Genomic DNA, 24,611 nt, shown 5'->3' with positions numbered 1-24,611 from the left:
TCATCCCCGTTGCGGAAGGAAACCCAGCCGATCGTAGACCCGCCGGACGGTCTTGCCGGCGACATCCTCGGCCCGCTGCGCTCCGGCCGCGAGTATCCCCTCCAACTCGGCCGGGTCGGCCAACAATTCGTCGACGCGGGCCTTGATCGGGCTGACGAACTCGACGACCGCCTCGGCCGTCTCCTTCTTCAGGTCGCCGTAACCCCGCCCTGCGTAACCTTCGACGAGCTTGTCGATGCCGACGCCGGTGACCGCGGACTGGATGGTCAGCAGGTTGGACACGCCCGGCTTGGCGTCGGTGTCGAAGCGGATCTCGCGCTCGCTGTCGGTGACCGCCGAGCGGATCTTCTTGGCCGACGCGGCCGGTTCGTCGAGCAGGTTGATCAACCCGGCATCGGTGGCCGCCGATTTGCTCATCTTCGACGTCGGATCCTGCAAGTCGTAGATCTTGGCGGTGACCTTCGGGATGAGGAGGTCGGGCACCACGAACGTGTCGGGAAACCGGCTGTTGAACCGCTGCGCCACGTCGCGCGCCAGCTCGAGGTGCTGGCGCTGGTCCTCGCCCACCGGCACCAGCTCGGCGTCGTAGGCCAGGACGTCGGCGGCCTGCAACACCGGATAGGTGAACAGGCCCACGGTGGTGGAGTCGCCGCCCTGGCGGGCCGACTTGTCTTTGAACTGCGTCATCCGCGAGGCCTGCCCGAAGCCGGTGAAGCAGCCCAGCACCCAGGCCAGCTGGGAGTGGGCGGGCACGTGGCTCTGCACGAAGATGGTGCTGCGGGCGGGGTCGATGCCCAGCGCCAGGTATTGGGCGGCGGTGACCAGGGTCCGGCGGCGCAGCGCCTCGGGGTCCTGGGGGATGGTGATGGCGTGCAGGTCGACCACGCAGAAGAAGGGGTCGTGGTCGTCCTGCAGCGCCACCCACTGGGTGATGGCACCCAACGCGTTCCCGAGGTGGAGCGAATCGGAGGTGGGCTGCACGCCGGAGAAGATCCGGCGGGATCCGGTAGCGGTGCTCATGATGCCCCGATCTTTTCACGCGACCCGCTTCCGCCGAGTCCCCGGCCAGCCGGGCGCTCGCCCTCGGATGCCCGGCCGGCCGGGCGCCCGCGCCGCACCTCGCTTGCGGTACCGGCGGTACCGCCTTTAATGTCGGCGGTATGGGGAGCAAGCGGACCAACAGCAACACGGGGACCCGGCCACCGATCCACCTCGGCTCGGGGGAGCCGGTGCTGTTGCTGCACCCGTTCCTGCTGTCGCAGGCGGTCTGGGAGGACGTCGCCCGGCGGCTGGCCGACACCGGGCGGTACGAGGTCTTCGCCCCGACGATGGCCGGCCACAACGGCGGGCCGCCGGCGGGCACCTGGTTCCTGTCCTCGGGGGTGCTGGCCGACCACGTGGAGCACCAACTCGACGAGCTGGGCTGGGACACCGCGCACATCGTGGGCAACTCGCTGGGCGGCTGGGTCGCGTTCGAACTCGAGCGGCGCGGACGGGCGCGCAGCGTGATGGGCATCGCCCCGGCCGGCGGGTGGACACGCTGGAGCCCGGCCAAGTTCGAGGTGATCGCCAAATTCGTCCTGGGCATCCCGCTGCTGGTGCTGGCCTGGCTGTTCGGCCCGAAGGTGATGCGCCTGCCGTTCAGCCGGCACCTGGCCACCTACGCGATCAGCGCGACGCCGGACGGGGTCACCGACGAGCAACTGCTCGGCTGCATCGACGACGTCGCGCACTGCCCGGCCTACTTCCAGCTGCTGGTCAAGTCGCTGCTGCTGCACGGCCTGCGCGAGCTGGCCGACAACGCCGTCCCGGCGCACCTGGTGATCTGCGAAAAGGACCGGATCGTGCCCGCGCCCAGGTTCAGCCGGCATTTCACCACGCATCTGCCCGACGACCACCAGGTCACCAAGCTCGACGGCGTGGGGCACATCCCGATGTTCGAGGCGCCCGAGCGCGTCACCCGGGTGATCACCGAGTTCCTCGCGGAGTGCAGCCCGGCGAGCCGGGGCGCCAACCCCTCGGCTAGTTAGCCAGTTTCTTTTCCAGGTTCTCGGCGATCGAGTTGAGGAACTCCTCGCTCTGCTGCCACTCCTGGTCGGGGCCGATGAGGATGGCGAGGTCCTTGGTCATCTTGCCGCTCTCGACCGTCGCCACGACCACGTCCTCCAGGGTCTGCGCGAACTCGATCACCTCCGGCGTGTTGTCCAGCTTGCCGCGGTGCTGCAGCCCACGCGTCCAGGCGAAGATCGAGGCGATCGGGTTGGTCGAGGTCGGCTTGCCGGCCTGGTACTGCCGGAAATGCCGGGTGACGGTTCCGTGCGCGGCTTCGGCCTCGACCGTCTTGCCGTCGGCGGTCATCAGCACCGACGTCATCAACCCGAGCGACCCGTAGCCCTGCGCGACGAGGTCGGACTGGACGTCCCCGTCGTAGTTCTTGCAGGCCCACACGTAGCCGCCCTCCCACTTGAGGCAGGCGGCGACCATGTCGTCGATCAGCCGGTGCTCGTAGGTCAGGCCCTCGGCCTCGAACTTGTCCTTGAATTCCTCCTCGTAGATGCGCTGGAACTCGTCTTTGAACATGCCGTCGTAGGCCTTGAGGATGGTGTTCTTGGTGGACAGATACACCGGCCACCTGGCGTTCAGGCCGTAGGCCAGCGAGGCGCGCGCGAAGTCGCGGACGGATTCCTTGAAGTTGTACATCCCCATCACGACGCCGCCGTCGGAGGGGATGGTCACCACCTCGTGCACCATCGGCGCGCTGCCATCCGACGGCGTGAAGGTGATCGAGACGGTGCCCGGCTTGTCCACCTTGAAGTTCGTCGCCCGGTACTGGTCGCCGAAGGCGTGCCGTCCGATGACGATCGGCTTGGTCCAGCCCGGCACCAGGCGCGGCACGTTGGAGATCACGATCGGCTCGCGGAAGATGGTGCCGCCCAGGATGTTCCGGATCGTGCCGTTGGGCGACAGCCACATCTTCTTCAGGTTGAATTCGGAGACGCGGGCCTCGTCGGGAGTGATGGTGGCGCACTTGACGCCGACGCCATGCCTCTTGATGGCGTAGGCGGCGTCGATCGTCACCTGGTCGTTGGTGCGATCGCGGTTTTCGATGCCGAGGTCGTAGTAGTCCAGGTTGACGTCGAGATGCGGCAGGATCAGCAGGTCCTTGATGAACTTCCAGATGACGCGGGTCATCTCGTCACCGTCGAGCTCGACTACGGGCCCCTTGACTTTGATCTTGTGTTCGCCTGACATGTCGAGTCCGACTTTCTCTTCGCGGCCCTTAGCCCTGCGAAGCGGCTAGCGCTTCATTGAACGTCTTGCTCGGCCGCATCACTGCAGTCGTCTTCTCGCTGTCCGGGTAGTAGTAGCCGCCGAGGTCGACCGTCTCGCCCTGCGCCTCGGCGAGCTCGGCCACGATGGTGTCCTCGTTCTTGCTCAACGACTCGGCCAGCGCGGCGAAGTGCTCGCGCAGCTCGTCGTCGTCGGTTTGCGCGGCGAGTTCCTGGGCCCAGTACAGCGCCAGGTAGAACTGGCTGCCGCGGTTGTCGAGTTCGCCGGCCTTGCGCGACGGACTCTTGTTGTTCTCCAGCAGCTTGCCGATCGCGGCGTCCAGCGTCTTGCCCAGAATCTTGGCGCGCTCGCTGTGCGCCTTGATGCCGATGTCTTCGAAACACGCACCCAGGGCCAGGAACTCACCGAGGGAATCCCAGCGCAGGTGATTCTCCTCGAGGAGCTGGTGGACGTGCTTGGGCGCCGAACCGCCCGCACCGGTCTCGTACATCCCGCCGCCGGACATCAACGGCACGATGGACAGCATCTTCGCGCTGGTGCCCAGCTCGAGGATCGGGAACAGGTCGGTGAGGTAGTCGCGCAGGATGTTTCCGGTCGCGGCGATGGTGTCCTGGCCGCGCATCGCGCGCTCCAGCGTGTACCTCATGGCCCACACCTGCGGCATGATCTGGATCTCCAGGCCCTCGGTGTCGTGCTCCTTCAGGTACTTCTTGACCTTCTTGCGCAACTCGACCTCGTGCGGCCGCTCGGTGTCCAGCCAGAACACCACCGTCATGCCCGAGTTTCGCGCCCGGGTCACCGCCAGCTTGACCCAGTCGCGGATCGCTTCGTCCGTGACGATCGGCATCCGCCAGATGTCCCCGGCTTCCACGTTCTGGGTCAGCAGGACTTCCCCGGTGTCGAGGTCGACGATGTTGGCGACGCCGTCCTCGGGGATCTCGAAGGTCTTGTCGTGCGAGCCGTACTCCTCGGCCTGCTGCGCCATCAGGCCGACGTTGGGCACCGTGCCCATCGTCGTCGGATCGAACTGCCCGTGGGTCTTACAGAAGTTGATGATCTCTTGGTAGATGCGGGAGAAGGTGGACTCGGGGTTGACGGCCTTGGTGTCCTTCTGCCGCCCGTCGGCGCCCCACATCTTGCCGCCCGCCCGGATCATCGCCGGCATCGACGCGTCCACGATCACGTCGCTGGGCGAATGAAAGTTGGTGATGCCCTTGGCCGAATCGACCATCGCCAGCTCCGGGCGGTGCTCGTGGCAGGCGTGTAGGTCGCGGATGATCTCCTCGTGCAGCGACGCGGGCAGCGACTCGATCTTGCTGTACAGGTCGACCAGCCCGTTGTTGACGTCGACCCCGAGTTCGTCGAAGAGCTCCTGGTGCTTGGCGAAGGCGTCCTTGTAGAAGACCTTCACGGCGTGGCCGAAGACGATCGGATGCGAGACCTTCATCATGGTCGCCTTGACGTGCAGCGAGAACATCACGCCCGTCTCGTAGGCGTCCTGCATCTGTTCCTCGTAGAACTCGACCAGGGCTTTCTTGCTCATGAACATGGAATCGATGACGTCGCCTTCGCGCAGCTCGACCCTGGGCTTGAGCTCGAGGGTCTGCCCGCTCTTGGTCTCCAGCACCATCTTCACGTTGCGCGGGCGGTCCAGGGTCATCGACTTCTCGCCGTGGTAGAAGTCGCCGTGCCGCATGGTCGCGACGTGGGTGCGCGAGGCCGGCGACCACTCCCCCATGCTGTGCGGGTGCCTGCGCGCGTACTCCTTGACGGCCTTGGGCGCGCGCCGGTCCGAGTTGCCTTGCCGCAGTACCGGGTTCACCGCACTGCCCAGGCACTTGCCATAGCGGGCGCGGATCTCCTTCTCCTCGTCGGTCTTCGGGCTCTGCGGGAAGTCCGGGATCTTGAATCCCTTGCCCTGCAGCTCCTTGACGGCGGCGATCAGCTGGGGCACCGAGGCGCTGATGTTCGGCAGCTTGATGATGTTGGTATCGGGCAGCTTCGTCAGCCGGCCCAGCTCCCCCAGGTTGTCGGGAACCCGCTGCTCTTCGGTCAGGTCGTCGCCGAACTCGGCGAGGATCCGTGCGGCCACGGAGATGTCACTGGTCTTGATCTCGATGCCCGCCGGCTCGGCGAACGCGCGCACGATCGGAAGGAACGCGTAGGTCGCCAGCAACGGCGCCTCGTCGGTCAGTGTGTAGATGACGGTCGGCTGTTCGGCGCTCACGGTCCCTCTCCCGGCGTCAAATATTCAAATATGGGTCAGCCTCCCTTGGGGGGCTCAGCGTTCTTGCTGCCACGTTATCAAGGGCGTTTAAGCAGGTGTCGACCTGCCATTGGCACTGAGTCGGCACAGTAAGCTAGTCTTCGTATTGGTCATGAGCGCCAGCATCAAGCCCCGGCTTGCTGGCCGGCAACCCTCCAACCGCGGTGGGGTGCCCCGGGTGATGACCAGGTCTAGTAGCCACAGGCTGCGCGGCAAGCGCGGGTCCGCCATCACGGACCCCTGACTAGAGGGGACACGTCATGTGCACATCTCCACCTCCGTCGGATCGGCTCATGTGTCGACTCGTGTTTCGCTGTTAAGCCGCGGCCGCCCGCCGCAGGCAACCCCGATACCGATTCGCCAATCTCGACCCAGAAAGCAACCCACGTGAGCCCCGACAACAGCACCACCAGCAACGACGACGCCGACCCGACCGCGCTTTGGTCGTTCGAGACCAAGCAGGTGCACGCCGGTCAGCGACCCGACCCGGCCACCCACGCCCGCGCCCTGCCGATCTACCAGACCACGTCCTACACCTTCGACGACACCTCTCATGCCGCCGCCCTGTTCGGGCTGGAGGTTCCGGGCAACATCTACACCCGGATCGGCAACCCGACCACCGATGTGGTCGAGCAGCGCGTCGCCGCGCTCGAGGGCGGCGTGGCCGCGCTGTTCCTGAGCTCGGGCCAGGCCGCTGAGACCTTCGCCATATTGAATCTCGCGTGTGCCGGGGATCACATCGTCTCCAGCCCGCGGCTCTACGGCGGCACCTACAACCTGTTCCACTACTCGTTGGCCAAGCTCGGCATCGAGGTGAGCTTCGTCGACGATCCGGACGACCTGGACTCCTGGCAGGCCGCGGTGCGACCCAACACCAAGGCGTTCTTCGCCGAGACCATCTCGAACCCGCAGATCGACGTGTTGGACATCCCCGGGGTGGCCGGCGTCGCCCACGCCAACGGGCTACCGCTGATCGTCGACAACACCATCGCCACGCCCTACCTGATCCAGCCGTTCTCCCACGGCGCCGACATCGTGGTGCACTCCGCCACCAAGTACCTGGGTGGGCACGGCTCCGCGATCGCCGGGGTGATCGTCGACGGCGGCACCTTCGACTGGACGCAGGGCCGCTTTCCAGGGTTCACCACGCCCGACCCCAGCTATCACGGGGTGGTGTTCGCCGAGCTCGGAGCGCCGGCGTACGCGCTCAAGGCGCGCGTGCAGCTGCTGCGCGATCTGGGCTCCGCCGCCTCGCCGTTCAACGCGTTCCTGGTGGCCCAGGGCATCGAAACGCTGAGCCTGCGTGTCGAGCGCCACGTCGCCAACGCGCAACGGGTCGCCGAATTCCTCGAGGGACATGACGGCGTGCTGTCGGTGAACTACGCGGGGCTGCCCAGCTCGCCGTGGCACGAGCGGGCAAAGAAGCTGGCGCCCAAGGGAACCGGCGCGGTGCTCTCGTTCGAGCTGGCCGGGGGCGTAGAGGCCGGCAAGGCGTTCGTCAACGCGCTGAAGCTGCACAGCCACGTCGCCAACATCGGCGACGTGCGCTCTCTGGTGATCCACCCGGCGTCGACCACCCACGCCCAGCTCAGCCCGGCCGAGCAGCTGCGCACCGGCGTCAGCCCGGGCCTGGTGCGGTTGGCCGTCGGGATCGAGGGCATCGAGGACATCCTGGCCGACCTGGAACTCGGCTTCGCCGCGGCGCGCAAGTTTGGTGCGGACGCGCAAACGTCGGGCGCCGACCCCCAAGCAGTGGCGGCGTTCTAGGAGCCCGGCCATGACGATCTCCGACGTCCCCACCCAGACGCTGCCGGCCGAAGGCGAGATCGGCCTGGTGCACATCGGCTCGCTGACCACGGAGAGCGGCTCCGTGATCGACGACGTCTGCATCGCCGTTCAGCGTTGGGGTGAGCTGTCGCCGACCCGCGACAACGTGGTGGTGGTGCTGCACGCGCTGACCGGCGACTCGCACATCACCGGACCCGCCGGCCCGGGACATCCGACCGGCGGCTGGTGGGACGGGGTGGCCGGGCCCGGCGCGCCGATCGACACCGACCGCTGGTGCGCGGTGGCCACCAACGTGCTGGGCGGGTGCCGCGGTTCCACCGGGCCGAGCTCGCTGGCTCGGAACGGAAAGCCTTGGGGCTCAAGGTTTCCGATGATCTCCGTGCGCGACCAGGTGGAGGCCGATATCGCCGCCCTGACCGCGCTGGGAATCGAACAGGTGGCCGCCGTCGTCGGGGGATCCATGGGCGGCGCAAGGGCCTTGGAGTGGATGGTGGGCCATCCCAGCCGGGTCCGGGCCGGGCTGCTGCTGGCGGTCGGCGCGCGGGCTACCGCGGACCAGATCGGCACGCAGACCACGCAGATCGCGGCCATCAAGGCCGACCCGAACTGGCAGGGCGGCGACTACCACGGCACCGGCCGCACGCCGGACACCGGGCTGACCATCGCCCGCCGCTTCGCCCACCTGACGTACCGGGGGGAGGCCGAGCTCGACACCCGGTTCGGCAACGACGCACAGGCCGGCGAGGACCCGGCCAGCGGCGGCCGCTACGCGGTGCAGAGCTATCTGGAACATCAGGGCGACAAGCTGCTGGCCCGCTTCGATGCGGGCAGCTACGTGACCCTGACCGAGGCGCTGAACAGCCACGACGTCGGCCGCGGCCGGGGGGGCGTGCGCAAGGCCCTGCGCGGTTGCCCGGTGCCTGCCGTCGTCGGCGGCATCACCTCCGACCGCCTCTACCCCCTGCGGTTGCAGCAGGAGCTCGCCGACCTGCTGCCGGGCTGCGGCGGCCTGCAGGTTGTCGAGTCGATCTGCGGCCACGACGGCTTCCTGGTGGAATCGGAGGCGGTCGGCGACCTGATTCGCAAGACGCTGGACCTGGCGCTGCTGACCAGCGAGGCCGAAGGCACGTGTCGGCGGTGACCCGCTCTCGCCACGACCGCTCCCTGTCGTTCGGTTCGGCGGCCGCAGCCTATGAGCGGGGACGTCCCTCCTATCCACCGGAGGCCATCGACTGGCTGTTGCCGCGCGGCGCGCGCCACGTGCTGGACCTGGGCGCGGGCACCGGCAAGCTGACCACCCGGCTGGTGGAACGCGGGCTGGACGTGGTGGCCGTCGACCCGATTCCCGACATGCTCGAGGTGTTGCGGACCTCCCTGCCGGAGACCCGGGCGCTGCTGGGCACGGCGGAGGGCATTCCGTTGCCGGACGACAGCGTCGACGTCGTCCTGGTCGCCCAGGCCTGGCATTGGGTGGACCCCGAGCGCGCCATTCCCGAGGTGGCCCGCGTGCTGCGGCCGGGCGGGCGACTGGGCCTGGTGTGGAACACCCGCGACGAGCGGCTGGGCTGGGTGCGGGAGCTGGGCGAGATCATCGGCTCCGACGGTGACCGGGACCGCTTCGACGTCGCATTGTCCGACGCGTTCACCGAGCCGGAGCGCCACCAGGTCGAGTGGACCAATTACCTTACGCCGCAAGCCCTGATCGACCTCGTCGCGTCGCGCAGCTACTGCATCACCTCACCCACCGAGGTCCGCACCAGGACCCTGGACCAGGTGCGTGAACTGCTGGCCACCCATCCGGCGCTGGCGAATTCGACCGGGCTGGCGTTGCCCTATGTCACCGTGTGCATCAGGGCGACGCTCGCCGGGTGATCGGGCTGGGGCTCGTCGCCACCACCACCGGCGGCTGATCGCTCTCATCCGTTCTACGAGGGAGCACGCCGCCACGAACCTCGTGGTCACCGGCCGAAAAGGCCTCAGCCCAGGTCTTCGACGAGGATGTCGTTGACCGTCTTGAGGTCGTCGATCGCGCGCTGGGTAAACAAGTCGGCTTGGTCCAGATCGGCCAGCGTGCTGTTCGGCCCCAGCGACATGCAGAGGTGCGTCGCCGTGTGGAAGTCGTTGATCTCGGACTGCAGGGCTTTGGTCAGCGCGGGGTCCGGCGTGGGCAGGTGGGCCTGCAGGCCGATCGTCTGCTCGTCGTGGACGGCCGAACACGCCGATCGGAGAGCGCCGAGGTCGTTGGCTTTGATCGCGTCGACCACCGCCTGCATGTAATTCGCCGTGTTGGCCAGATGCTCTTGGGCCTGGGAGTACCACTCCGGGACGCCGGGGTAGTCGGCGCCGGCCGTTCCCGGTGTGCCCACGGCGCAAAGACCCGCCGCGACGACGGCGGCACCAGCCAAGCGCTTGAGTACCTGCGTGAACATGTCTGACCTGCCTTCGGTGTGGAGCCGTGATACGCACAGTTTCCGCACCGGGCCAACACGTTCGGTAGGGCCTTCGGGCCCGCTTTGTGGGCCAAAGGACCCGCGCTGGACGTTCCGACAGACGCAAACCTCAGAAGTTCAACCCGGAGAACATGATCCGGTTCGGGTCGTACTTCTGTCGCACGGTTGTCAGCCGCGACAGATTCGAGCCGAAGTAGCGCGCCGGCGCGCCGCCGGCCTCCAGATAGTTGACGTATCCGCCGACCGAAATCTGTTGCACCGCTTGGTGTGCCGAGCTCAGCCAGGCGTTCGCGGCGGTGACCTGGTTGCCGGCCGGCTCGACGTACCACTGCAAGACGGCGGACTGATTGCGCCAGGGGAACGCGGTGTCGCCCGCTGCCACGTCCGCGACGGCGCCACCGAGCGGGTCGACCAGGACCGATGCCTGCCCGGCGCCTGAGGGCCACTGCCCGATCGCGGTGGCAATGGCGTGCGCCGCGGTGGAATCGACCGGGCCGATGACGTCCGACCCGGCGACGAACGAACGCGCCGGTGGCGTCGAAGTACCGCCGGCCAGAAACATCATCAAGTCGGTCCGGCTCATCGTCTTGTTCGAGACCGACGTGGGCGCCACCCCGACCGCGGACTTGAGCGCATCGACCACGCCGGAGCCGGCACCCGCCGGGCACGTCGCCAGCACATGGCAATTCGGGGCGGAGCCGACCATGAGATCGACGATGCCCCAGGTGTTCCGGTCGGCGGCACTGAGCCAGGACTGCCAGCCGACGAGCACCTGGGTGGCGGACGCGGGCGGGAAGTCGAGCCGCACGACGTCGCTGTCGGCCGTCGCAAAGGTGGACAACGTCATCGACGTCGTCACCCCGAAATTGCCTCCGCCACCGCCGCGCAGCGCCCAGAACAGATCCGGATTGTCGTTGGCGGACGCGGTCACCACGTCGCCGCTGGGCAACACCACTGTCGCCGACTGCAGCGCGTCGCAGGTCAGGCCCGCGCGGCGGCTGTCGGGGCCTATCCCCCCGCCGAGCGCGAGTCCGGCGACGCCCACGGTCGGGCAGGTGCCGGTCGGTATCGCCCGGCCGGACAACGCCTGCTGGATCGCGTACAGCGTGGTCGCCGGGGTGACGGTGACGTTGTTGCCATCGAAGTTGGCGCCGCCCGGGAGCCCGCGCAGGTCCAGCACCAATGTGCCGTTGGCGCTGGACGCGCCGACGTATGAATGCCCACCACCGCGCGGGGCGACCTTGAGATTGTTGGCCGCCGCGAACGCGAGCGCCTTCTGCACGTCGGCCTGCGACGAAACCGTCACTACCGCAGCGGGACTGGAGCTGTCATAGAACGAGTTGAAAACCTTTTTGCTGGTGGCGAATTGAGCGCTGTTGGTGGGCAGCACGACGCTGCCGCCGATGGAGGACGCCAGCCCGCCCCAGCCGGTAACGGGGTCGGCGGCCGCCCGTGCGGTGCCCAAAACCGCGCCGGTGGCCAACATTCCGACGGCGCCGCGAAGGAAGGCCTGGCGCGAGATGGCCCGCTGCAAGCCCGGGTCCGGCGGACGGCTGTGATTCGTCGTCATGTGCGGAGATTCTCAAACATTTCGCACGCAAAAGCCCGGCCTGGGCGCCCGTGTCAGATCACAGTGTGGCTTCGATCCGCCGGGCGGCCCGACGCCGCGCGTGGCGCCTTTTAAGCGACGTCCGAGGATCGGCGACCTCGCAAAACGCTTATTGTGCGAACCTTTACCCCAACGTGTCGTAAACGTGACTGTGATGGTTCAGAGTTCGTAACGTGATTCGAGTGCCCTCGGCGCACTCCACGAACGAGGGGGAGGCTGCATGAAGGCAGCGGCGCGAACGCATCACTGGGTCTGGCTGTTTCGGAATCAGCCCCTCACCGTTCGCCTGCTGGCCGTTGCCGCGGGCCTGCTCACCGTCGCGTCGGCGTTCGCCGCGCCGGCCGGGGCGGACAACCCCGACGACAACTTCATCGACGCGCTCAACCACGCGGGCATCGACTTCGGCGAACCGGGAAATGCGATGTCGGTGGGTCAGTCCATCTGCCCGATGCTCGCCCAGCCGGGCGGCAACTTCGCCGCGGCCGCCTCGAGTGTCTCCGGCCGCGGCATGTCACCGATGATGGCGCGCATGTTCACCACCATCGCGATACAGACCTACTGCCCCGAGCAGATGGCGAACCTGGCCAACGGCAATCTTTCGGTGCCGCAGGTGCCGGGAATGCCCGGGATGGCCGGGCAGATCCCCGGCATGACCGGACAGATCCCCGGCATGACCGGACAGATTCCCGGCATGGCGGGGCAGATCCCCAGCCTGCCGCGGTAGATCTCGCCGGGTGCCGGGTAGCTAACCGGTGCCCAGCGGGTCGATCGTCCACGCGATGTAAACCATCGCGGTCGCGACCGTCGCGGTGGTGACGAAGTCAATTCCCTTGCTGCGCACCACCAAAAGACCGGACCGCTCATCGGGGAGCACCAGTCGCAGCGCCGCGGCCAGGCCGACACCGATCCCGATCAGCAGCGAACCGCGACGCCAGAAGTTTGCCCCCACCAGGACAAGCGCCGCGGCGAAGGTCAAGCCCACCAGCAGGATTGGCCACTGGGCCCTGACGACGGACCTCGCGTTCATTCCCGCTCGGCGAGCTCGACGACGTTGCTCAGCAGGAACGCCCGGGTCAACGGGCCCACTCCACCGGGATTCGGCGACACGTGGCCGGCCACCTCCCACACGTCGGGGTGTACGTCGCCCACCAATCCGTTGTCGGTTCGGCTGACCCCGACGTCGACGACGGCGGCGCCCGGACGCACCATCTCGGCGGTCAGCATGTGCGGCACCCCGACCGCGGCCACGACGATGTCCGCCTGCCTGGTGTAGGCCGCCAGATCACGAGTTCCGGTGTGGCACAACGTGACCGTGGCGTTCTCGGAACGGCGGGTCAACAGCAGCCCCAACGGGCGACCGACCGTCACGCCGCGGCCGATGATGACCACGTGCGCCCCCGCGATCTCGACGTCGTAGCGCCGCAGCAGGTGCACGATCCCGCGTGCGGTGCACGGCAGCGGCGCGGGAACGCTGAGCACCAGCCGGCCCAGGTTCGTCGGGTGCAGCCCGTCGGCGTCCTTGTCCGGGTCGACACGCTCCAGCGCCGCGTTCTCGTCCAGATGCTTGGGCAGCGGCAACTGCACGATGTAGCCGGTGCAGTCCGGGTTGGCGTTCAGCTCGTCGATGGTGTCTTCCAGCGCCGCGGTGCTGATGTCGGCGGGCAGGTCGCGGCGAATCGACGTGATGCCGACCTTGGCGCAGTCGGCGTGCTTGCCCCGGACATAGGCCTGCGACCCTGGATCGTCACCGACCAGGATGGTGCCCAGGCCGGGGGTGCGGCCCGACGCTGTCAGGGCGGCCACCCGTTGTTTGAGGTCGACGAAGATCTCGTCACGGGTGGCCTTGCCGTCCAGTGTGATTGCGCCCACGCCTGACAGTGTTCCATGCCGAAGGTTTACGCTCCCGATATGTCTACCCCTCCGGACGTGTTCAGCCCAGCCAAGCTCGGCCCGATCACGCTGCGCAACCGCACCATCAAGTCGGCCACCTTCGAGGCCCGCACCCCCGACACCCTGGTGACCGACGATCTGATCGAATACCACCGGCAGCCCGCCGCAGGCGGCGTGGGCATGACGACCGTCGCCTACTGCGCCATCTCCCCCGGCGGCCGCACCGAGGGCAACGGGATCTGGCTGCGCCCCGAGGCGGTGCCCGGGTTCCGGCGGCTCACCGACGCGATCCACGCCGAGGGCGCCGCGGTCAGCGCGCAGATCGGCCACGCGGGCCCGGTCGCAAACGCCAAATCCAACAAGGCCAAGGCCCTGGCGCCGGTGCGGTTCTTCAACCCGATCGGAATGCGATTCGCCAAGAAGGCGACCCGCGACGACATCAACGACGTCATCGAGGGGCACGCCAACGCGGCCCGCCTGGCGATCGAAGCCGGTTTCGACGCGGTCGAAATCCATTTGGGCCACAACTACTTGGCGAGCTCGTTCCTGTCTCCGCTGATCAACCGCCGCGACGACGAGTTCGGCGGATCGCTGGAGAACCGGGCGAAGGTGGCCCGCGGCATTGTCATGGCCGTGCGCCGCGCGGTGGAAAAGGAGGGCACCCCGATCGCGGTGACCGCCAAGCTCAACATGGCCGACGGCGTTCGCGGCGGCATCAGCACCGAGGAATCGCTGACCACCGCGAAATGGCTGCAGGACGACGGTGGCCTGGACGCGATCGAGCTCACCGCGGGCAGCTCGCTGGTCAACCCGATGTATCTGTTCCGCGGCGACGCGCCGCTCAAGGAGTTCGCCGGTGCATTCAAACCGCCGCTGAGTTGGGGCATGCGCATGACGGGCAAGAAGTTCCTGCGCGAGTACCCCTACCGCGAGGCCTATCTGTTGCGCGACGCCAAGCTGTTCCGCGCGGAGCTGACGATGCCGCTGATCCTGCTCGGCGGTATCACCAACCGGGAAACCATGGACCTGGCGATGGCCGAGGGATTCGACTTCGTCGCGATGGCCCGCGCGCTGCTGGCCGAGCCGGACCTGATCAATCGGATCGCCGCCGACGGCGCCCAGCACAGCGTGCGGTCGGCCTGCACCCACTGCAACCAATGCATGCCCACGATCTACACCCGGACGCGGTGTGTGGTCACGGGCGCCCCGGATGTCTTGACGGGCAATCGCACCTAGCGCGCCGACGAGAGCCGGACCGCTAACACACATTTGGGCCTCAGGGTGGCCTCGGGTTCACGAGATACAGTTGGACCGATGAGTGCACCAGCCCCGCCCGTCTTGACGGTTCGCCATGACGGGTCAGAACGCACCTTCGCCGCCGGTCACGACGTGGTGGTGGGGCGCGATCTGCGCGCCGACATGCGCATCACGCACCCGCTGATCTCGCGCGCGCACCTGTTGCTGCGCTTCGACCAGGGCCGGTGGCTGGCGATCGACAACGGCTCGCTCAACGGCACTTTCGTGAACGGCCGGCGCGTGCCGGTGGTCGAGATCCACGACGGCCAGTGCCTCAACATCGGGAATCCGGACGGGCCGCAACTGACGTTCGAGGTCGGGCGGCACCAGGGGATGGCCGGGCGCCCACCGCAAACCGAGTCGATGGGCATCCCGATGGCGGCCCAACAGTCCGGGATGGCGTGGTCCGCCGCGCCGGCGGGTCCTCCGGTCGCCGCCCCGCCCGGCCCGCCGCCGGGCCCGGCGGGCCGCCCGCCCGGCTGGGCGTCGCCGCCGCGCAGGCCGCACCCGGGCGCGCCGGGGCCGCGCCCCGCGCCGCCGCCGCAACCGACGTATGCCGGCGCCGGACGCGCGCCGGCCCCACCGCCACCGCCGCCCAACTTCCCGCCGCAGCCCAAGATCTCCGGCCTGGCGTCGCCGCAGACCGAGATGTCGCGCGGCGCCGCCAAGCAGCCCGAGGTGGCGAACCTGGCGACGAAGATGTTCCAGGCGCTCAGGCCTTCGCGGTCCGGGGCGCTGCAGAAGCCGTCCGGCGCACTGACGATCGGCCGCGCCACCGACAACGACGTCGTCATCCAGGACGTCCTCGCGTCCCGCCATCACGCCTTCCTGACCCAGACGCCGCTGGGCACCGAGATCCGCGACGCCCACAGCGTCAACGGCACCTTCGTCAACGGCGTGCGGGTGGGGTCCGCGGTACTCACCGAGGGTGACGTGGTCACCATCGGCAACGTCGACCTGGTGTTCACCCGCGGTGAGCTGCTCCGCCGCACCGAGGCCGCGACCCGCACCGGCGGGCTGGAGGTGAACTCCGTCTGCTTCGCCGTCGACCACGGCAAGCAGTTGATCGACCACATCTCGCTGACCGCGCGGCCGGGCACGCTGACGGCCATCATCGGCGGTTCGGGCGCCGGCAAGACCACGCTGTCGCGGCTGATCGTGGGCTACACCAGTCCGACGTCGGGCTCGGTGACCTTCGAGGGTCACGACATCCATGCCGAGTACGCGTCGATGCGCAGCCGGATCGGGATGGTGCCGCAGGACGACGTGGTGCACCGCCAACTGACCGTCAACCAGGCGCTGAACTACGCCGCCGAGCTGCGGCTGCCGCCCGACACCAGCAAAGCCGAGCGGGCGCAGGTCGTCGCCCAGGTCCTCGAAGAACTGGACATGACCAAGCACGCCGAGACGCGGGTCGACAAGCTGTCGGGCGGCCAGCGCAAGCGCGCCTCGGTGGCGCTCGAGCTGCTGACCCAGCCCTCGCTGCTGCTTCTCGACGAACCGACCTCGGGCCTCGACCCGGCGCTGGACCGTCAGGTCATGCTGATGCTCCGCCAGCTCGCCGACGCGGGCCGCGTGGTGTTGGTGGTGACGCACTCGGTGTCCTACTTGGACGTCTGCGACCAGATCCTGCTGGTCGCGCCGGGCGGCAAGACCGCGTTCTGCGGGCCGCCCGACCAGGTCGAGGCGGCCATGGGCACCCGCAACTGGGCCGACATCTTCGCCAAGGTGGGCGCGGATCCCGACGAGGCCAACCGCCGCTTCAAGGAACGCAGCCAGCACTCGGCCAAGCCGCCATCCCCGGAAAGCCCGGCCGACCTGGGCGAGCCACCGAAGACCGATTTTTGGCGGCAGCTGTCCACGATCGCGCGCCGCCAGGTTCGCCTGGTGGTGTCGGACCGCGGTTACACGATCTTCTTGGCGGTCCTGCCGTTCCTCATCGGCGCGTTGTCGCTGACGGTGAAAGGCCCCAAACCGGGCCTGGGCCCGGCCGACCCGTTGGGCGTAGCCCCCACCCAGCCGCAGTACATCATGGTGCTGCTGAACATCGGCGCCGTCTTCATGGGGACCGCGCTGACGATCCGCGACCTCATCGGGGAGCGCCCCATCTTCCGCAGGGAGCAGGCAGTCGGCCTGTCCACCACCGCCTATCTGATGGCCAAGATCGCGGTGTTCTGCGTCTTCGCCACCGCTCAGGCCGCGGTCGCGACGATCATCGTCCGGCTGGGCAAGGGTGCGCCGACGGCACACCCCCAATTCTTCGGCAACTCCACCTTCTCGCTGTTCGTCACCGTCGCGGGCACCTGCGTGGCCTCGGCGATGCTCGGCCTGTTGCTGTCGGCCCTGGCGCAGTCCAACGAACAGATCATGCCGCTGCTCGTGGTGTCGATCATGTCGCAGCTGGTGTTCTCCAGCGGCATGATTCCCGTCTATCAGCGCTTCGGCCTCGAGGAGCTCGCATGGCTGACACCGGCACGCTGGGGCTACGCCGCGGGCGCCTCGTCCATCGACTTTCCGTCGCTGGTGAAGGTCAAACAGATCCCGACCAACGACCCGATCTGGCAGCACTCGAAACACATCTTCGTGTTCGACATGGCCATGCTGCTGTTGCTGTCCGCCGCCTACACGGGCTTCGTCCGGTGGCACATCCGGCTCAAACGCTGAGCTCACGGTCGCGAGAAGCCGCGGTCCGATGACCCAAGCCGCCGAGCCCGTGCTGACCGTTCGATCCGACCGATCGAAGGGCAGCTTCGCGGCCGGCCGCGACGTGGTCGTCGGCAGCGACCTGCGCGCGGACCTGCGGGTCGCACACCCGCTGGTCGCTCGCGCGCACCTGCTGCTGCGCTTCGATCGCGGCAAGTGGGTGGCGCTGGACAACAAGTCGCTGAACGGGTTGTACGTCAACGGCCAGCGGGTGCCGCTGGTCGACATCGAGGACGGCCAGACCATCAACATCGGCAAACCCGACGGCCCCCGGATCACGTTCGAAATCGGCCACCACACCGGGAGCGTGGGCATGCTTCCGCCGACCACCGAGTCGATCCCGGTCATCGCGCCCCCCGGCGACGCCGGCCGCGCGCAGCGGCCACCGGCCCCGCCGCGCCAACCCCCGGCCCGGCCGCCACGCCCCCAGCCGTGGCAGGGCCCGAGTCGCACCACCGCCGTCCCGATCGTCCGCCCGGACGCCGCGACCCGGTCGGTGCCGCAGTCCGGCGGGCCGCCCGAGGTGAACCAGCCGACCGAGATCGGGGTGAGCGGCCAGGCGGCGGAGTTCCCGACCACCCGGGTGAAGAACCTGGGGCCCGACGCCGAGCGGCTGACCGACCGGCCCGGCCGCCCCGCCTGGATCGGGCGCGCGCTCGACAACGACATCGTCATCCACGACGTGCTGGCGTCGCGCCACCACGCGTTCCTGACCCCGACGCCCGCGGGGCCCGAGATCCGCGACGCCAACAGCAGCAACGGGACCTTCGTCAACGGCGTCAAGGCCGCGTCGGCCGTGCTGTCCGAGGGCGACGTGGTGACCATCGGAAACGTCGACCTGGTGTTCTCCGGCGGCATCCTGGTCCGCCGTCAGGAGGCGGCGACGCGCACCGGCGGTTTGGAGGTGCGCGGCGTCGACTTCGCCGTCAACGGCAAGAACCTGCTCGAGAAGATCTCAATGACCGCCCGCCCGGGCACGCTGACCGCCCTCATCGGCGGGTCCGGCGCGGGCAAGACCACGCTGTCGCGGCTGATCGCCGGGTACGCCACCCCGACCTCGGGGCTGGTCACCTTCGAGGGCCACAACATCCACACCGAGTACGCGTCGCTGCGGACCCGGATCGGGATGGTCCCCCAGGACGACGTCGTGCACCGCCAGCTCACGGTCAACCAGGCCCTCGGTTACGCGGCCGAGCTTCGGCTGCCGCCCGACACCACCAAGGCCGACCGCGAAGAGGTCGTCGCGCAGGTGCTCGACGAACTGGGGCTGACGCAGCACGCCGACACCCGGGTCGACAAGCTGTCCGGCGGGCAGCGCAAGCGTGCCTCGGTGGCCCTCGAGCTGCTCACCGGGCCCTCGCTGCTGATCCTCGACGAGCCGACCTCGGGCCTGGACCCGGCGCTGGACCTGCAGGTCATGACGATGCTGCGCCAGCTGGCCGACGCGGGCCGGGTGGTGCTGGTGGTCACCCACTCGCTGACCTACCTCGACGTGTGCGACCAGGTGCTGTTGATGGCGCCCGGCGGCAAGACCGCCTTCCTGGGGCCGCCCAACCAGATCGGGACGGTCATGGGGACCACCAACTGGGCGCAGATCTTTGCGAAGGTGGGCGCCGACCCCGACGAGGCCAACAGGCGCTTCCTGGCGCAGAACAAACCGCCGCCGCCCGTGGAGACGGAGGCGCCGGCCGATCTGGGCGTCGCGCCGCGCACCGGCATGCGCCGCCAGTTCTCCACCGTCGCCCGCCGCCAGGTTCGCCTCGTCGTCTCCGACCGCGCCTACTTCGTGTTCCTGGCGCTGCTGCCGTTCATCATGGGCGCGCTGTCGCTGACCGTGCCGGGCCACACCGGTTTCGGCTACGCCGACCCGACGAGCGATTCGGCCGGCGAAGCCGGGACGATCCTGACCCTGCTGACCATGGCGGCGGCGTTCATGGGCACCGCGCTGACCATCCGCGACCTCATCGGCGAGCGCCCGATCTTCCGGCGCGAGCAGGCGGTCGGCCTGTCGACCACGGCCTACCTGCTGGCCAAGATTGCCGTGTTCTGCGTGTTCGCCGTGGTCCAGGCGGCCATCGCGACGGCCATCGTGGTGGCCGGCAAGGGCACGCCGAAGCGGCCGGCGGTGCTGCTGGGCAACGCGACGCTCGAGCTGTTCGTCGCCGTCGCGGCGACCTGCGTGGCCGCGGCGATGCTGGGGCTGCTGCTGTCGGCGCTGGCACGTTCCAACGAGCAGATCATGCCGCTGCTGGTGGTGTCGCTGATGGGGCAGATGGTGCTGTCCGGCGGGATGGTGCCGGTCACCAACCGGATCTTCCTCGACCAGCTGTCCTGGGTGGTGCCCTCGCGCTGGGGGTACGCCGCGCAGGCGTCGACGGTCGATTTGTGGACCGTGGCGCCCGGCCCGCAGAACCCGCGGGACAGCCACTTCCAGCACACGCCGGGCGCCTGGCTGTTCGACATGGGCATGCTCGCGGCGTTGTCAGTCGCCTATGCCGGCCTGGTGCGCTGGCGCATCCGGCTCAAGCACTGAGCCGATCAGCCGTCGAGGCGCAGGCCCTGGGCCGCCGCGAAGGCCACCGCCTGCCCGACGTCGACGCGGGCGCCCGCCAGCGACGCGGCCCGCCACAACGAGGCGTCGACGGTCGCGCCGCGCAGGTCGGCGCCGTCGAGCCGGGCGCCCGTCGCCCGCGCCCCGGACAGGTCGGCGCCGCGCAACACCGCCTTGCGCAGGTCGGCCTCGACCAGGCTGGCCTCCCGTAACCGGCACCCGCTCAGGTCGACGCCGCGCAGGTCGTTACCGCCGAGTACCGCCAGCGTGAAGTCGACCTCGTCGAAGGTGATGGGCCGCATCCGGCACTGCACGAACACCGAGCCCAGCATGCTGCATTGGGTAAACACGCTGTGCCACAACGATGTTCGTCGGAACGTGCAGTTGCGGAACGCCGACCCGCGGTGTCGGGACTCGGCCAGGTTGGCGCCGTTGAAGTTGCATTCGTCGAACACGACCCGTTCGGTGTGCAGCCGGCTGAGGTCCTCGTCGGTGAAGTCGTGGCCGGAAAATTCGCGGTCGGCCCACGGCGTGGTCAACTGGCAGTCAGGCTGGTCAGCGCGTATTCGCTGACCGCGATCAGCGCGTCGGTGGCCGAGCGGCGGTCCCGGGCGTCGACCGTGATCACCGGGATATGCGCGGGCAGGGTCAGCGCCTCGCGCACCTCGGCGACGGGATAGCGTGGCGCGCCGTCGAACTCGTTGACCGCGACCAGGAACGGCAGGTTGCGGTGCTCGAAGAAGTCGACCGCGGCGAAGCTGTCCTCCAGGCGCCGGCAGTCCACCAGCACGATCGCCCCGATGGCGCCGCGCACCAGGTCGTCCCACATGAACCAGAACCGGCGCTGACCCGGCGTCCCGAACAGGTAGAGCACCAGGTCCTCGTCCAGCGTGATCCGGCCGAAGTCCATTGCGACCGTGGTGGTCCGCTTGTCCGGCGTGGCGTCCAGCGCGTCGACGGCGGTCGAGGCGTCGGTGAGCATCGCCTCCGTGCGCAACGGCATGATCTCCGACACCGCCCCCACGAACGTCGTCTTGCCGGCGCCGAACCCGCCGGCGATGACGATCTTCGTCGAGGCGTGGGCCCCGGAATCGGGCCGCATCTCGGAGTGCGCGTCAGAGTGCCTTAAGGCCACGCAGCGTCCTTCCTATCAGTTCGTGGCGCTCATCTCTGGTCGAACGCTCGGACAACGTCCTATGCACCCGAAGGTAGCCGGACAAAACCAGATCACCGACCAGGACGCGCGTGACGCCGAGCGGAAGATCCAGCCGGGCAGAGATTTCCGCCACCGACGGGCTGCCGACGCACAGTTGAATGATCTTGCCTTTCGCGTCGTCGGGGGGCCATCGGTGAACCAGGCCGGCCTGCAGCGTCTGAATCGGCGCTTCCACGGGAAGCTCGACGTCGGTGCCGGTCCGTCCGGCCGTCAGGGTGTAGGGGCGGACCAGGTTGCCTTTACGTGCGGTCGGCCGGGGCTCGCGTTCGTCCATCGCGGCTCACGAGACGCCAGACCGGCGGGTGGACTGCACCACGCCCCCGACCCGCTCGACCAGGATGGCCATCTCGTAGCCGATTTGACCGATGTCGCACGATGTCGCGGCCAGCGTGGCCAGATGCGAGCCGTCGCCGACGCGCATCAACAGCAGGTAGCCGTGCTGCATCTCGACCACCGACTGCAGCACCTGGCCGCCCTCGAACAGCTGCGCGGCGCCGGTCGCGAGGCTGGCCAGGCCGGAGGCCACCGCGGCCAGCTGGTCGGCGCGCTCGCGCGGCAGATCCTCGCTGGCGGCGATGGGCAGCCCGTCGACGGAGACCAGCAGCGCGTGCGCCACGCCGGGAACCTCGCGGGCGAACCGCGTCACCAACCAGTCCAAGTTGTCCGGTGAAGTCATTCCTGATCGGACCCCTGACTCGCGTCGCGGGCGTGCGACCGGCCGGTGTGCACCCCGCCGAAGTGACTGCTGAAGGTGGCGCGAACCGCCTCGGGATCACGGCCCGCGGCCGCGTGCTGCGGCTCGCGGGCGGAGGCAGCCGGCTGGTCCTGGTCGGGCAGGCTCGTCCCGTTGGCCGCGCCGGGAACCAGCCGGGCGCCGGGCGTGCGGACCGGCAGGCCGTGCTCGGCGGTGCGCGACTCGACGGGCTTGTCCTCGGCCGCGGCGGCCAGCGTCCAACCGCGGTCCCACACCGACTGCCAGTCCAGGTCGGGGCTGTTGACGAGGTCGTGCGGATCGCCGAGCATCTCCGACAGCATCCGCCGGTAGATCACGTCGTCGTCAGCCGGGGTCGTCGTCTCGCTCTTGGGTGCGGCCGGGATCGACGGGCCGGGCACGCTCGGCGCCGGAGTCGCCGGCTTGTCGGCCTCGCGCGAGCGCGCGGAGAAGAACGCCGACGTGTCCGACGCGGTCCGCGCCGGCGCGGGCTTCGGCTCGGGCTCCGCCGGGCCCGCGGGGGCGGCCGGGGTGCCGCTCTCCCACCACGGGGTGGGCAGCTCGCGCCGGTGCCGCCGGGGCGGCTGCTCGGCGGGCTGGGCGGGCACCTCGGTGATTCCGCTGGAACCGGGGTTGCGGCGCGGCAGCAACGTGACCGGCGGCGCGGGGTTCTCGGCGGCGTGCTGGACGGCCGGCTCAGGCGTGGGTTCGGCGGTGGGGTCCGGCGCGGCGATCGCCGCGGCGAGTTGCGCGCTGGGCGACGAAACCGCGCGGATCCGCGCGGTGCGGACCGGCTGGGCGCCGCCCTCGAGGATGGCCGGCGGCAGGTAGATCTCGGCGGTGGTACCGGAGCCCGTCTCGTTGACCGCCGGGCCGCGCAGCCCGACCCGGATGCCGTGCCGGGCCGCGATCCGGCCGACCACGAACAGGCCCATGTGGCGGGCATTGTCGGGGCTGACCTCGCCCCCGGCCTGCAGCCGCATGTTGGCGATGCGCCGATCGGCGTCGTTCATGCCCAGGCCGGCGTCGGCGATCCGCACCACGACTCCCCCGTCACCGCCGCGGGCCGCCGACACCCGCACGGTCGTCGAGGGCGGCGAGTAGCGCAGGGCGTTGTCGATCAGCTCGGCGAACAGGTGGATGGCGCCGCCGGCGGCCGCACCGATCAGCGTGCTGTTGTCGGGCAGCCCGGCGATTTCGACGCGGCGGTAGTCCTCGACCTCGGACACCGCGGCGTTGAGCACCGTCGACAGCGGCACCGGGTCGCGCTGGTCGCGGGCGAGCTGCGCGCCGGCCAGCACCAGCAGGTTGGCGCTGTTGCGGCGCAGCCGGGCCGCGAGGTGGTCCAGCCGGAACAGGCTGTCCAGGCGTTCGGGGTCCTCCTCGTTGCGCTCCAGCCGGTCGATGAGCGACAGCTGCTGGTCGACCAGCGAGCGGCTGCGCCGCGACATGGTCTCGAACATGTCGTTGACCAACAGCCGCAATCGGGCCTCGTCGCCGGCGAGCAGCAGGGCCTGGGTGTGCAGTTCGTCGACCGCGTGGGCGACCTGGCCGATCTCCTCGGTGGTGTAGACCGGCAGCGGTTGCGGCGTCGGCTCGGCGCCGCCCGCCTTGACCCGGGCGATCTCCTCCTCGAGGTCGGTGTGGGCCACCTTCAGTGCGCCGTCGCGCAGGATGCGCAGCGGCCGCACCAGGGCGCGCGCCACCAGCAGCACGACGCCCAGCGCGATGACGATGGCGGAGAGCACCAGGACGGTGTCGACGATCGCGGCGTTGCGCTTGTCGGCGGCCTGGGCGTGCACGGACTTGGTCACCGACGCGGTGGCGTCCTTGATGACCTGGTCGGCGGTCTCGTCGGTGGTCTGTATCGAGCGCAGCAGGTCGGCGTTGTCGACGAGCACGCTGGCCGGATCGGACATGATCGCCATCCGGGTCACCAGTTGCTGCTGGAGCGTCTTGGCCTCGGGCGAACCGGCGCCGAGGACTTCGCTCATCCCGAACAGCGTCGACGGTTCGGTCCCCGCCAAGGTGATCATCGACGTCCGCAGTTGCGGCTCGGGCAGCTCGGCGCCGCGGGTGACGAGGATCTTCTGCATCGTCATCTGGCCGCGGGCCCCGACCGCCCGGCTCAGGCCCTGGGTCTGGGCGCGGATCTTCTCGTCGTCCACGCGCACCGACGCGTTGATGACGTCCTCCGCGGTCAGCAGGATGGGGGCGTAGAGGGTCACCCGCTCCCGTAAGCCGAGGCCGGTGTCGGACGCCTTGTTCACCAGCATCTGACCGCCGTCGAGCAGGTTGTTGACTCCCGATCGGACCTCGGGGCTCACGTCGGTGTCGCGCAGCCGGGTGTCCAGCTCGTACTTGCGCGCCTCAAAGTTCTTCTTGGCCCCTTCGACGTCGCGCCCCGTGCTGCCCGCCACCAGGGCGACGTCCAGGGCGGACATGTATTTGGTGATCACCGGGACCACGTCGGCGCGGGCGGCGGCCAGCCGCAGACCACTCGAGTTCGCCATCGCGCCCTCGATGCGCAGCGCCCCGAACACCGTCGCCAGCAGCAGCGGGACGAGCACGATCGCCAGGACCTTCCACCCGACGGGCCAGTTGCTCAGCGACCAGGCCGGCGGGCGTTTGCCCGGCGCCGCGACGGCGCCGGACGGCTGTGCGGTGTCGGGGGCGGCCGCCTCGGCCGGGTTGGCCGGGCGGGCGAACATGGTCACGTCGTCACGGCCGTGCGACCGGCCGCTGCGCTGACGCTCAGCGCTCGAGAAAACGAGAGGCTCATGAGACTTCCTGCTTTATCCACCCGTGCCACGCCAGATGGGCGCGAGCGCGTCAACGT

20 protein-coding genes and 1 riboswitch are annotated in these 24,611 nt (G+C 69.2%); of the genes, 8 read left to right on the top strand and 12 right to left on the bottom strand.

Translation table 11 applies throughout. From position 1 onward, the window contains the following. A complete protein-coding gene (gene trpS / locus G6N37_RS25005; RefSeq protein WP_163684115.1) occupies positions 1–1,020 on the bottom strand; it encodes a tryptophan--tRNA ligase in 1,020 nt (339 codons plus the stop codon). 212 nt (positions 1,021–1,232) lie between these two features. Here trpS and G6N37_RS25000 point away from each other — a divergent pair, with 212 nt between their 5' ends. Then, a complete protein-coding gene (locus tag G6N37_RS25000; RefSeq protein ID WP_167527444.1) occupies positions 1,233–2,030 on the top strand; it encodes an alpha/beta fold hydrolase in 798 nt (265 codons plus the stop codon). Here the strand turns inward: G6N37_RS25000 and G6N37_RS24995 are convergent. Next, entirely contained in the window at positions 2,023–3,252 is a 1,230-nt protein-coding gene (locus G6N37_RS24995; protein ID WP_163684113.1) for an NADP-dependent isocitrate dehydrogenase, read from the bottom strand. The two genes, G6N37_RS25000 and G6N37_RS24995, sit on opposite strands and share 8 nt — an antisense overlap. Before the next feature lie 28 nt (positions 3,253–3,280). Then, positions 3,281–5,518 carry an NADP-dependent isocitrate dehydrogenase gene (locus G6N37_RS24990; protein WP_163684111.1) on the bottom strand — a complete coding sequence of 746 codons (2,238 nt, stop codon included), beginning with the start codon at positions 5,516–5,518 and terminating at the stop codon, positions 3,281–3,283. A gap of 147 nt (positions 5,519–5,665) precedes the next feature. Next, positions 5,666–5,782, top strand: a riboswitch (SAM riboswitch). A gap of 162 nt (positions 5,783–5,944) precedes the next feature. Between G6N37_RS24990 and G6N37_RS24985 the strand changes: the two genes are divergently transcribed. The 3 genes from G6N37_RS24985 to G6N37_RS24975 are packed head-to-tail and all read left to right on the top strand — an operon-like array spanning position 5,945 to position 9,217. Then, complete coding sequence (locus G6N37_RS24985; RefSeq protein ID WP_163684109.1) at positions 5,945–7,324, top strand: bifunctional o-acetylhomoserine/o-acetylserine sulfhydrylase; 1,380 nt, start codon at positions 5,945–5,947, stop codon at positions 7,322–7,324. A 10-nt stretch (positions 7,325–7,334) separates the two neighbouring features. Continuing rightward, positions 7,335–8,486, top strand: coding sequence for a homoserine O-acetyltransferase MetX (gene metX, locus G6N37_RS24980; protein WP_163684107.1), 1,152 nt, complete (start codon positions 7,335–7,337; stop codon positions 8,484–8,486). Continuing rightward, positions 8,483–9,217, top strand: coding sequence for a class I SAM-dependent methyltransferase (locus G6N37_RS24975; RefSeq protein ID WP_163684105.1), 735 nt, complete (start codon positions 8,483–8,485; stop codon positions 9,215–9,217). Before metX ends, G6N37_RS24975 begins: the two co-directional genes overlap by 4 nt. A gap of 104 nt (positions 9,218–9,321) precedes the next feature. On the opposite strand, the gene G6N37_RS24970 is transcribed toward G6N37_RS24975, so the two are convergent. Further along, positions 9,322–9,774: a hypothetical protein gene (locus tag G6N37_RS24970; RefSeq protein ID WP_163684103.1), complete on the bottom strand. Its 453-nt coding sequence runs from the start codon at positions 9,772–9,774 to the stop codon at positions 9,322–9,324. Between the two features lie 130 nt (positions 9,775–9,904). Next, positions 9,905–11,329, bottom strand: a complete 1,425-nt coding sequence (locus G6N37_RS24965; RefSeq protein ID WP_167527443.1) for an FAD-dependent oxidoreductase — start codon at positions 11,327–11,329, stop codon at positions 9,905–9,907. Between the two features lie 295 nt (positions 11,330–11,624). On the opposite strand from G6N37_RS24965, the gene G6N37_RS24960 reads away from it, so the two are divergent. After that, positions 11,625–12,128 carry a DUF732 domain-containing protein gene (locus G6N37_RS24960; RefSeq protein WP_163684100.1) on the top strand — a complete coding sequence of 168 codons (504 nt, stop codon included), beginning with the start codon at positions 11,625–11,627 and terminating at the stop codon, positions 12,126–12,128. Between the two features lie 21 nt (positions 12,129–12,149). Here the strand turns inward: G6N37_RS24960 and G6N37_RS24955 are convergent, their stop codons facing one another. After that, complete coding sequence (locus G6N37_RS24955; RefSeq protein WP_163684098.1) at positions 12,150–12,431, bottom strand: DUF3017 domain-containing protein; 282 nt, start codon at positions 12,429–12,431, stop codon at positions 12,150–12,152. Then, a complete protein-coding gene (locus tag G6N37_RS24950; RefSeq protein ID WP_163684095.1) occupies positions 12,428–13,273 on the bottom strand; it encodes a bifunctional methylenetetrahydrofolate dehydrogenase/methenyltetrahydrofolate cyclohydrolase in 846 nt (281 codons plus the stop codon). Before G6N37_RS24950 ends, G6N37_RS24955 begins: the two co-directional genes overlap by 4 nt. 39 nt (positions 13,274–13,312) lie before the next feature. Here G6N37_RS24950 and G6N37_RS24945 point away from each other — a divergent pair, with 39 nt between their 5' ends. From G6N37_RS24945 to G6N37_RS24935, 3 genes are all read left to right on the top strand, one after another. Then, positions 13,313–14,530: an NADH:flavin oxidoreductase gene (locus G6N37_RS24945; RefSeq protein ID WP_163684093.1), complete on the top strand. Its 1,218-nt coding sequence runs from the start codon at positions 13,313–13,315 to the stop codon at positions 14,528–14,530. A gap of 78 nt (positions 14,531–14,608) precedes the next feature. After that, positions 14,609–17,254 carry an FHA domain-containing protein gene (locus G6N37_RS24940; RefSeq protein ID WP_163684092.1) on the top strand — a complete coding sequence of 882 codons (2,646 nt, stop codon included), beginning with the start codon at positions 14,609–14,611 and terminating at the stop codon, positions 17,252–17,254. 28 nt (positions 17,255–17,282) lie between these two features. Continuing rightward, complete coding sequence (locus tag G6N37_RS24935) at positions 17,283–19,826, top strand: ATP-binding cassette domain-containing protein (RefSeq protein ID WP_174813890.1); 2,544 nt, start codon at positions 17,283–17,285, stop codon at positions 19,824–19,826. Positions 19,827–19,831: 5 nt separating this feature from the next. On the opposite strand, the gene G6N37_RS24930 is transcribed toward G6N37_RS24935, so the two are convergent. Genes G6N37_RS24930 through G6N37_RS24910 form a run of 5 tightly spaced genes read right to left on the bottom strand, consistent with a single transcriptional unit; the run spans position 19,832 to position 24,483 of the window. Then, positions 19,832–20,383, bottom strand: a complete 552-nt coding sequence (locus tag G6N37_RS24930; protein ID WP_163684090.1) for a pentapeptide repeat-containing protein — start codon at positions 20,381–20,383, stop codon at positions 19,832–19,834. Next, positions 20,380–20,979 carry a GTP-binding protein gene (locus G6N37_RS24925; RefSeq protein WP_163684088.1) on the bottom strand — a complete coding sequence of 200 codons (600 nt, stop codon included), beginning with the start codon at positions 20,977–20,979 and terminating at the stop codon, positions 20,380–20,382. The genes G6N37_RS24930 and G6N37_RS24925 overlap by 4 nt, the downstream gene beginning before the upstream one ends. Further along, positions 20,960–21,334 carry a DUF742 domain-containing protein gene (locus tag G6N37_RS24920; protein WP_163684085.1) on the bottom strand — a complete coding sequence of 125 codons (375 nt, stop codon included), beginning with the start codon at positions 21,332–21,334 and terminating at the stop codon, positions 20,960–20,962. Before G6N37_RS24920 ends, G6N37_RS24925 begins: the two co-directional genes overlap by 20 nt. A 6-nt stretch (positions 21,335–21,340) precedes the next feature. After that, positions 21,341–21,736, bottom strand: a complete 396-nt coding sequence (locus G6N37_RS24915; RefSeq protein ID WP_163684083.1) for a serine protease inhibitor — start codon at positions 21,734–21,736, stop codon at positions 21,341–21,343. Next, positions 21,733–24,483: a sensor histidine kinase gene (locus G6N37_RS24910; RefSeq protein WP_174813981.1), complete on the bottom strand. Its 2,751-nt coding sequence runs from the start codon at positions 24,481–24,483 to the stop codon at positions 21,733–21,735. The genes G6N37_RS24915 and G6N37_RS24910 overlap by 4 nt, the downstream gene beginning before the upstream one ends. Positions 24,484–24,611 lie beyond the last annotated feature (128 nt).

Source organism: Mycobacterium seoulense, from assembly GCF_010731595.1.
Classification (GTDB): domain Bacteria; phylum Actinomycetota; class Actinomycetes; order Mycobacteriales; family Mycobacteriaceae; genus Mycobacterium; species Mycobacterium seoulense.
The sequence above is the reverse complement of the archived record's forward strand: the minus strand, read 5'-3'. Positions and strand labels throughout refer to the sequence as shown.

Excerpts from the sequence above, each read along its gene's own strand:
- G6N37_RS24935 (WP_174813890.1), top strand. The coding sequence starts at position 17,283 with ATGACCCAAGCCGCCGAGCCCGTGCTGACCGTTCGATCCGACCGATCG.
- G6N37_RS24945 (WP_163684093.1), top strand. The coding sequence starts at position 13,313 with ATGTCTACCCCTCCGGACGTGTTCAGCCCAGCCAAGCTCGGCCCGATC.
- G6N37_RS24955 (WP_163684098.1), bottom strand. The coding sequence starts at position 12,431 with ATGAACGCGAGGTCCGTCGTCAGGGCCCAGTGGCCAATCCTGCTGGTG.
- G6N37_RS24995 (WP_163684113.1), bottom strand. The coding sequence starts at position 3,252 with ATGTCAGGCGAACACAAGATCAAAGTCAAGGGGCCCGTAGTCGAGCTC.
- G6N37_RS24910 (WP_174813981.1), bottom strand. The coding sequence starts at position 24,483 with ATGTTCGCCCGCCCGGCCAACCCGGCCGAGGCGGCCGCCCCCGACACC.
- G6N37_RS24915 (WP_163684083.1), bottom strand. The coding sequence starts at position 21,736 with ATGACTTCACCGGACAACTTGGACTGGTTGGTGACGCGGTTCGCCCGC.
- G6N37_RS24970 (WP_163684103.1), bottom strand. The coding sequence starts at position 9,774 with ATGTTCACGCAGGTACTCAAGCGCTTGGCTGGTGCCGCCGTCGTCGCG.
- metX (WP_163684107.1), top strand. The coding sequence starts at position 7,335 with ATGACGATCTCCGACGTCCCCACCCAGACGCTGCCGGCCGAAGGCGAG.
- G6N37_RS24960 (WP_163684100.1), top strand. The coding sequence starts at position 11,625 with ATGAAGGCAGCGGCGCGAACGCATCACTGGGTCTGGCTGTTTCGGAAT.
- trpS (WP_163684115.1), bottom strand. The coding sequence starts at position 1,020 with ATGAGCACCGCTACCGGATCCCGCCGGATCTTCTCCGGCGTGCAGCCC.
- G6N37_RS24940 (WP_163684092.1), top strand. The coding sequence starts at position 14,609 with ATGAGTGCACCAGCCCCGCCCGTCTTGACGGTTCGCCATGACGGGTCA.
- G6N37_RS24920 (WP_163684085.1), bottom strand. The coding sequence starts at position 21,334 with ATGGACGAACGCGAGCCCCGGCCGACCGCACGTAAAGGCAACCTGGTC.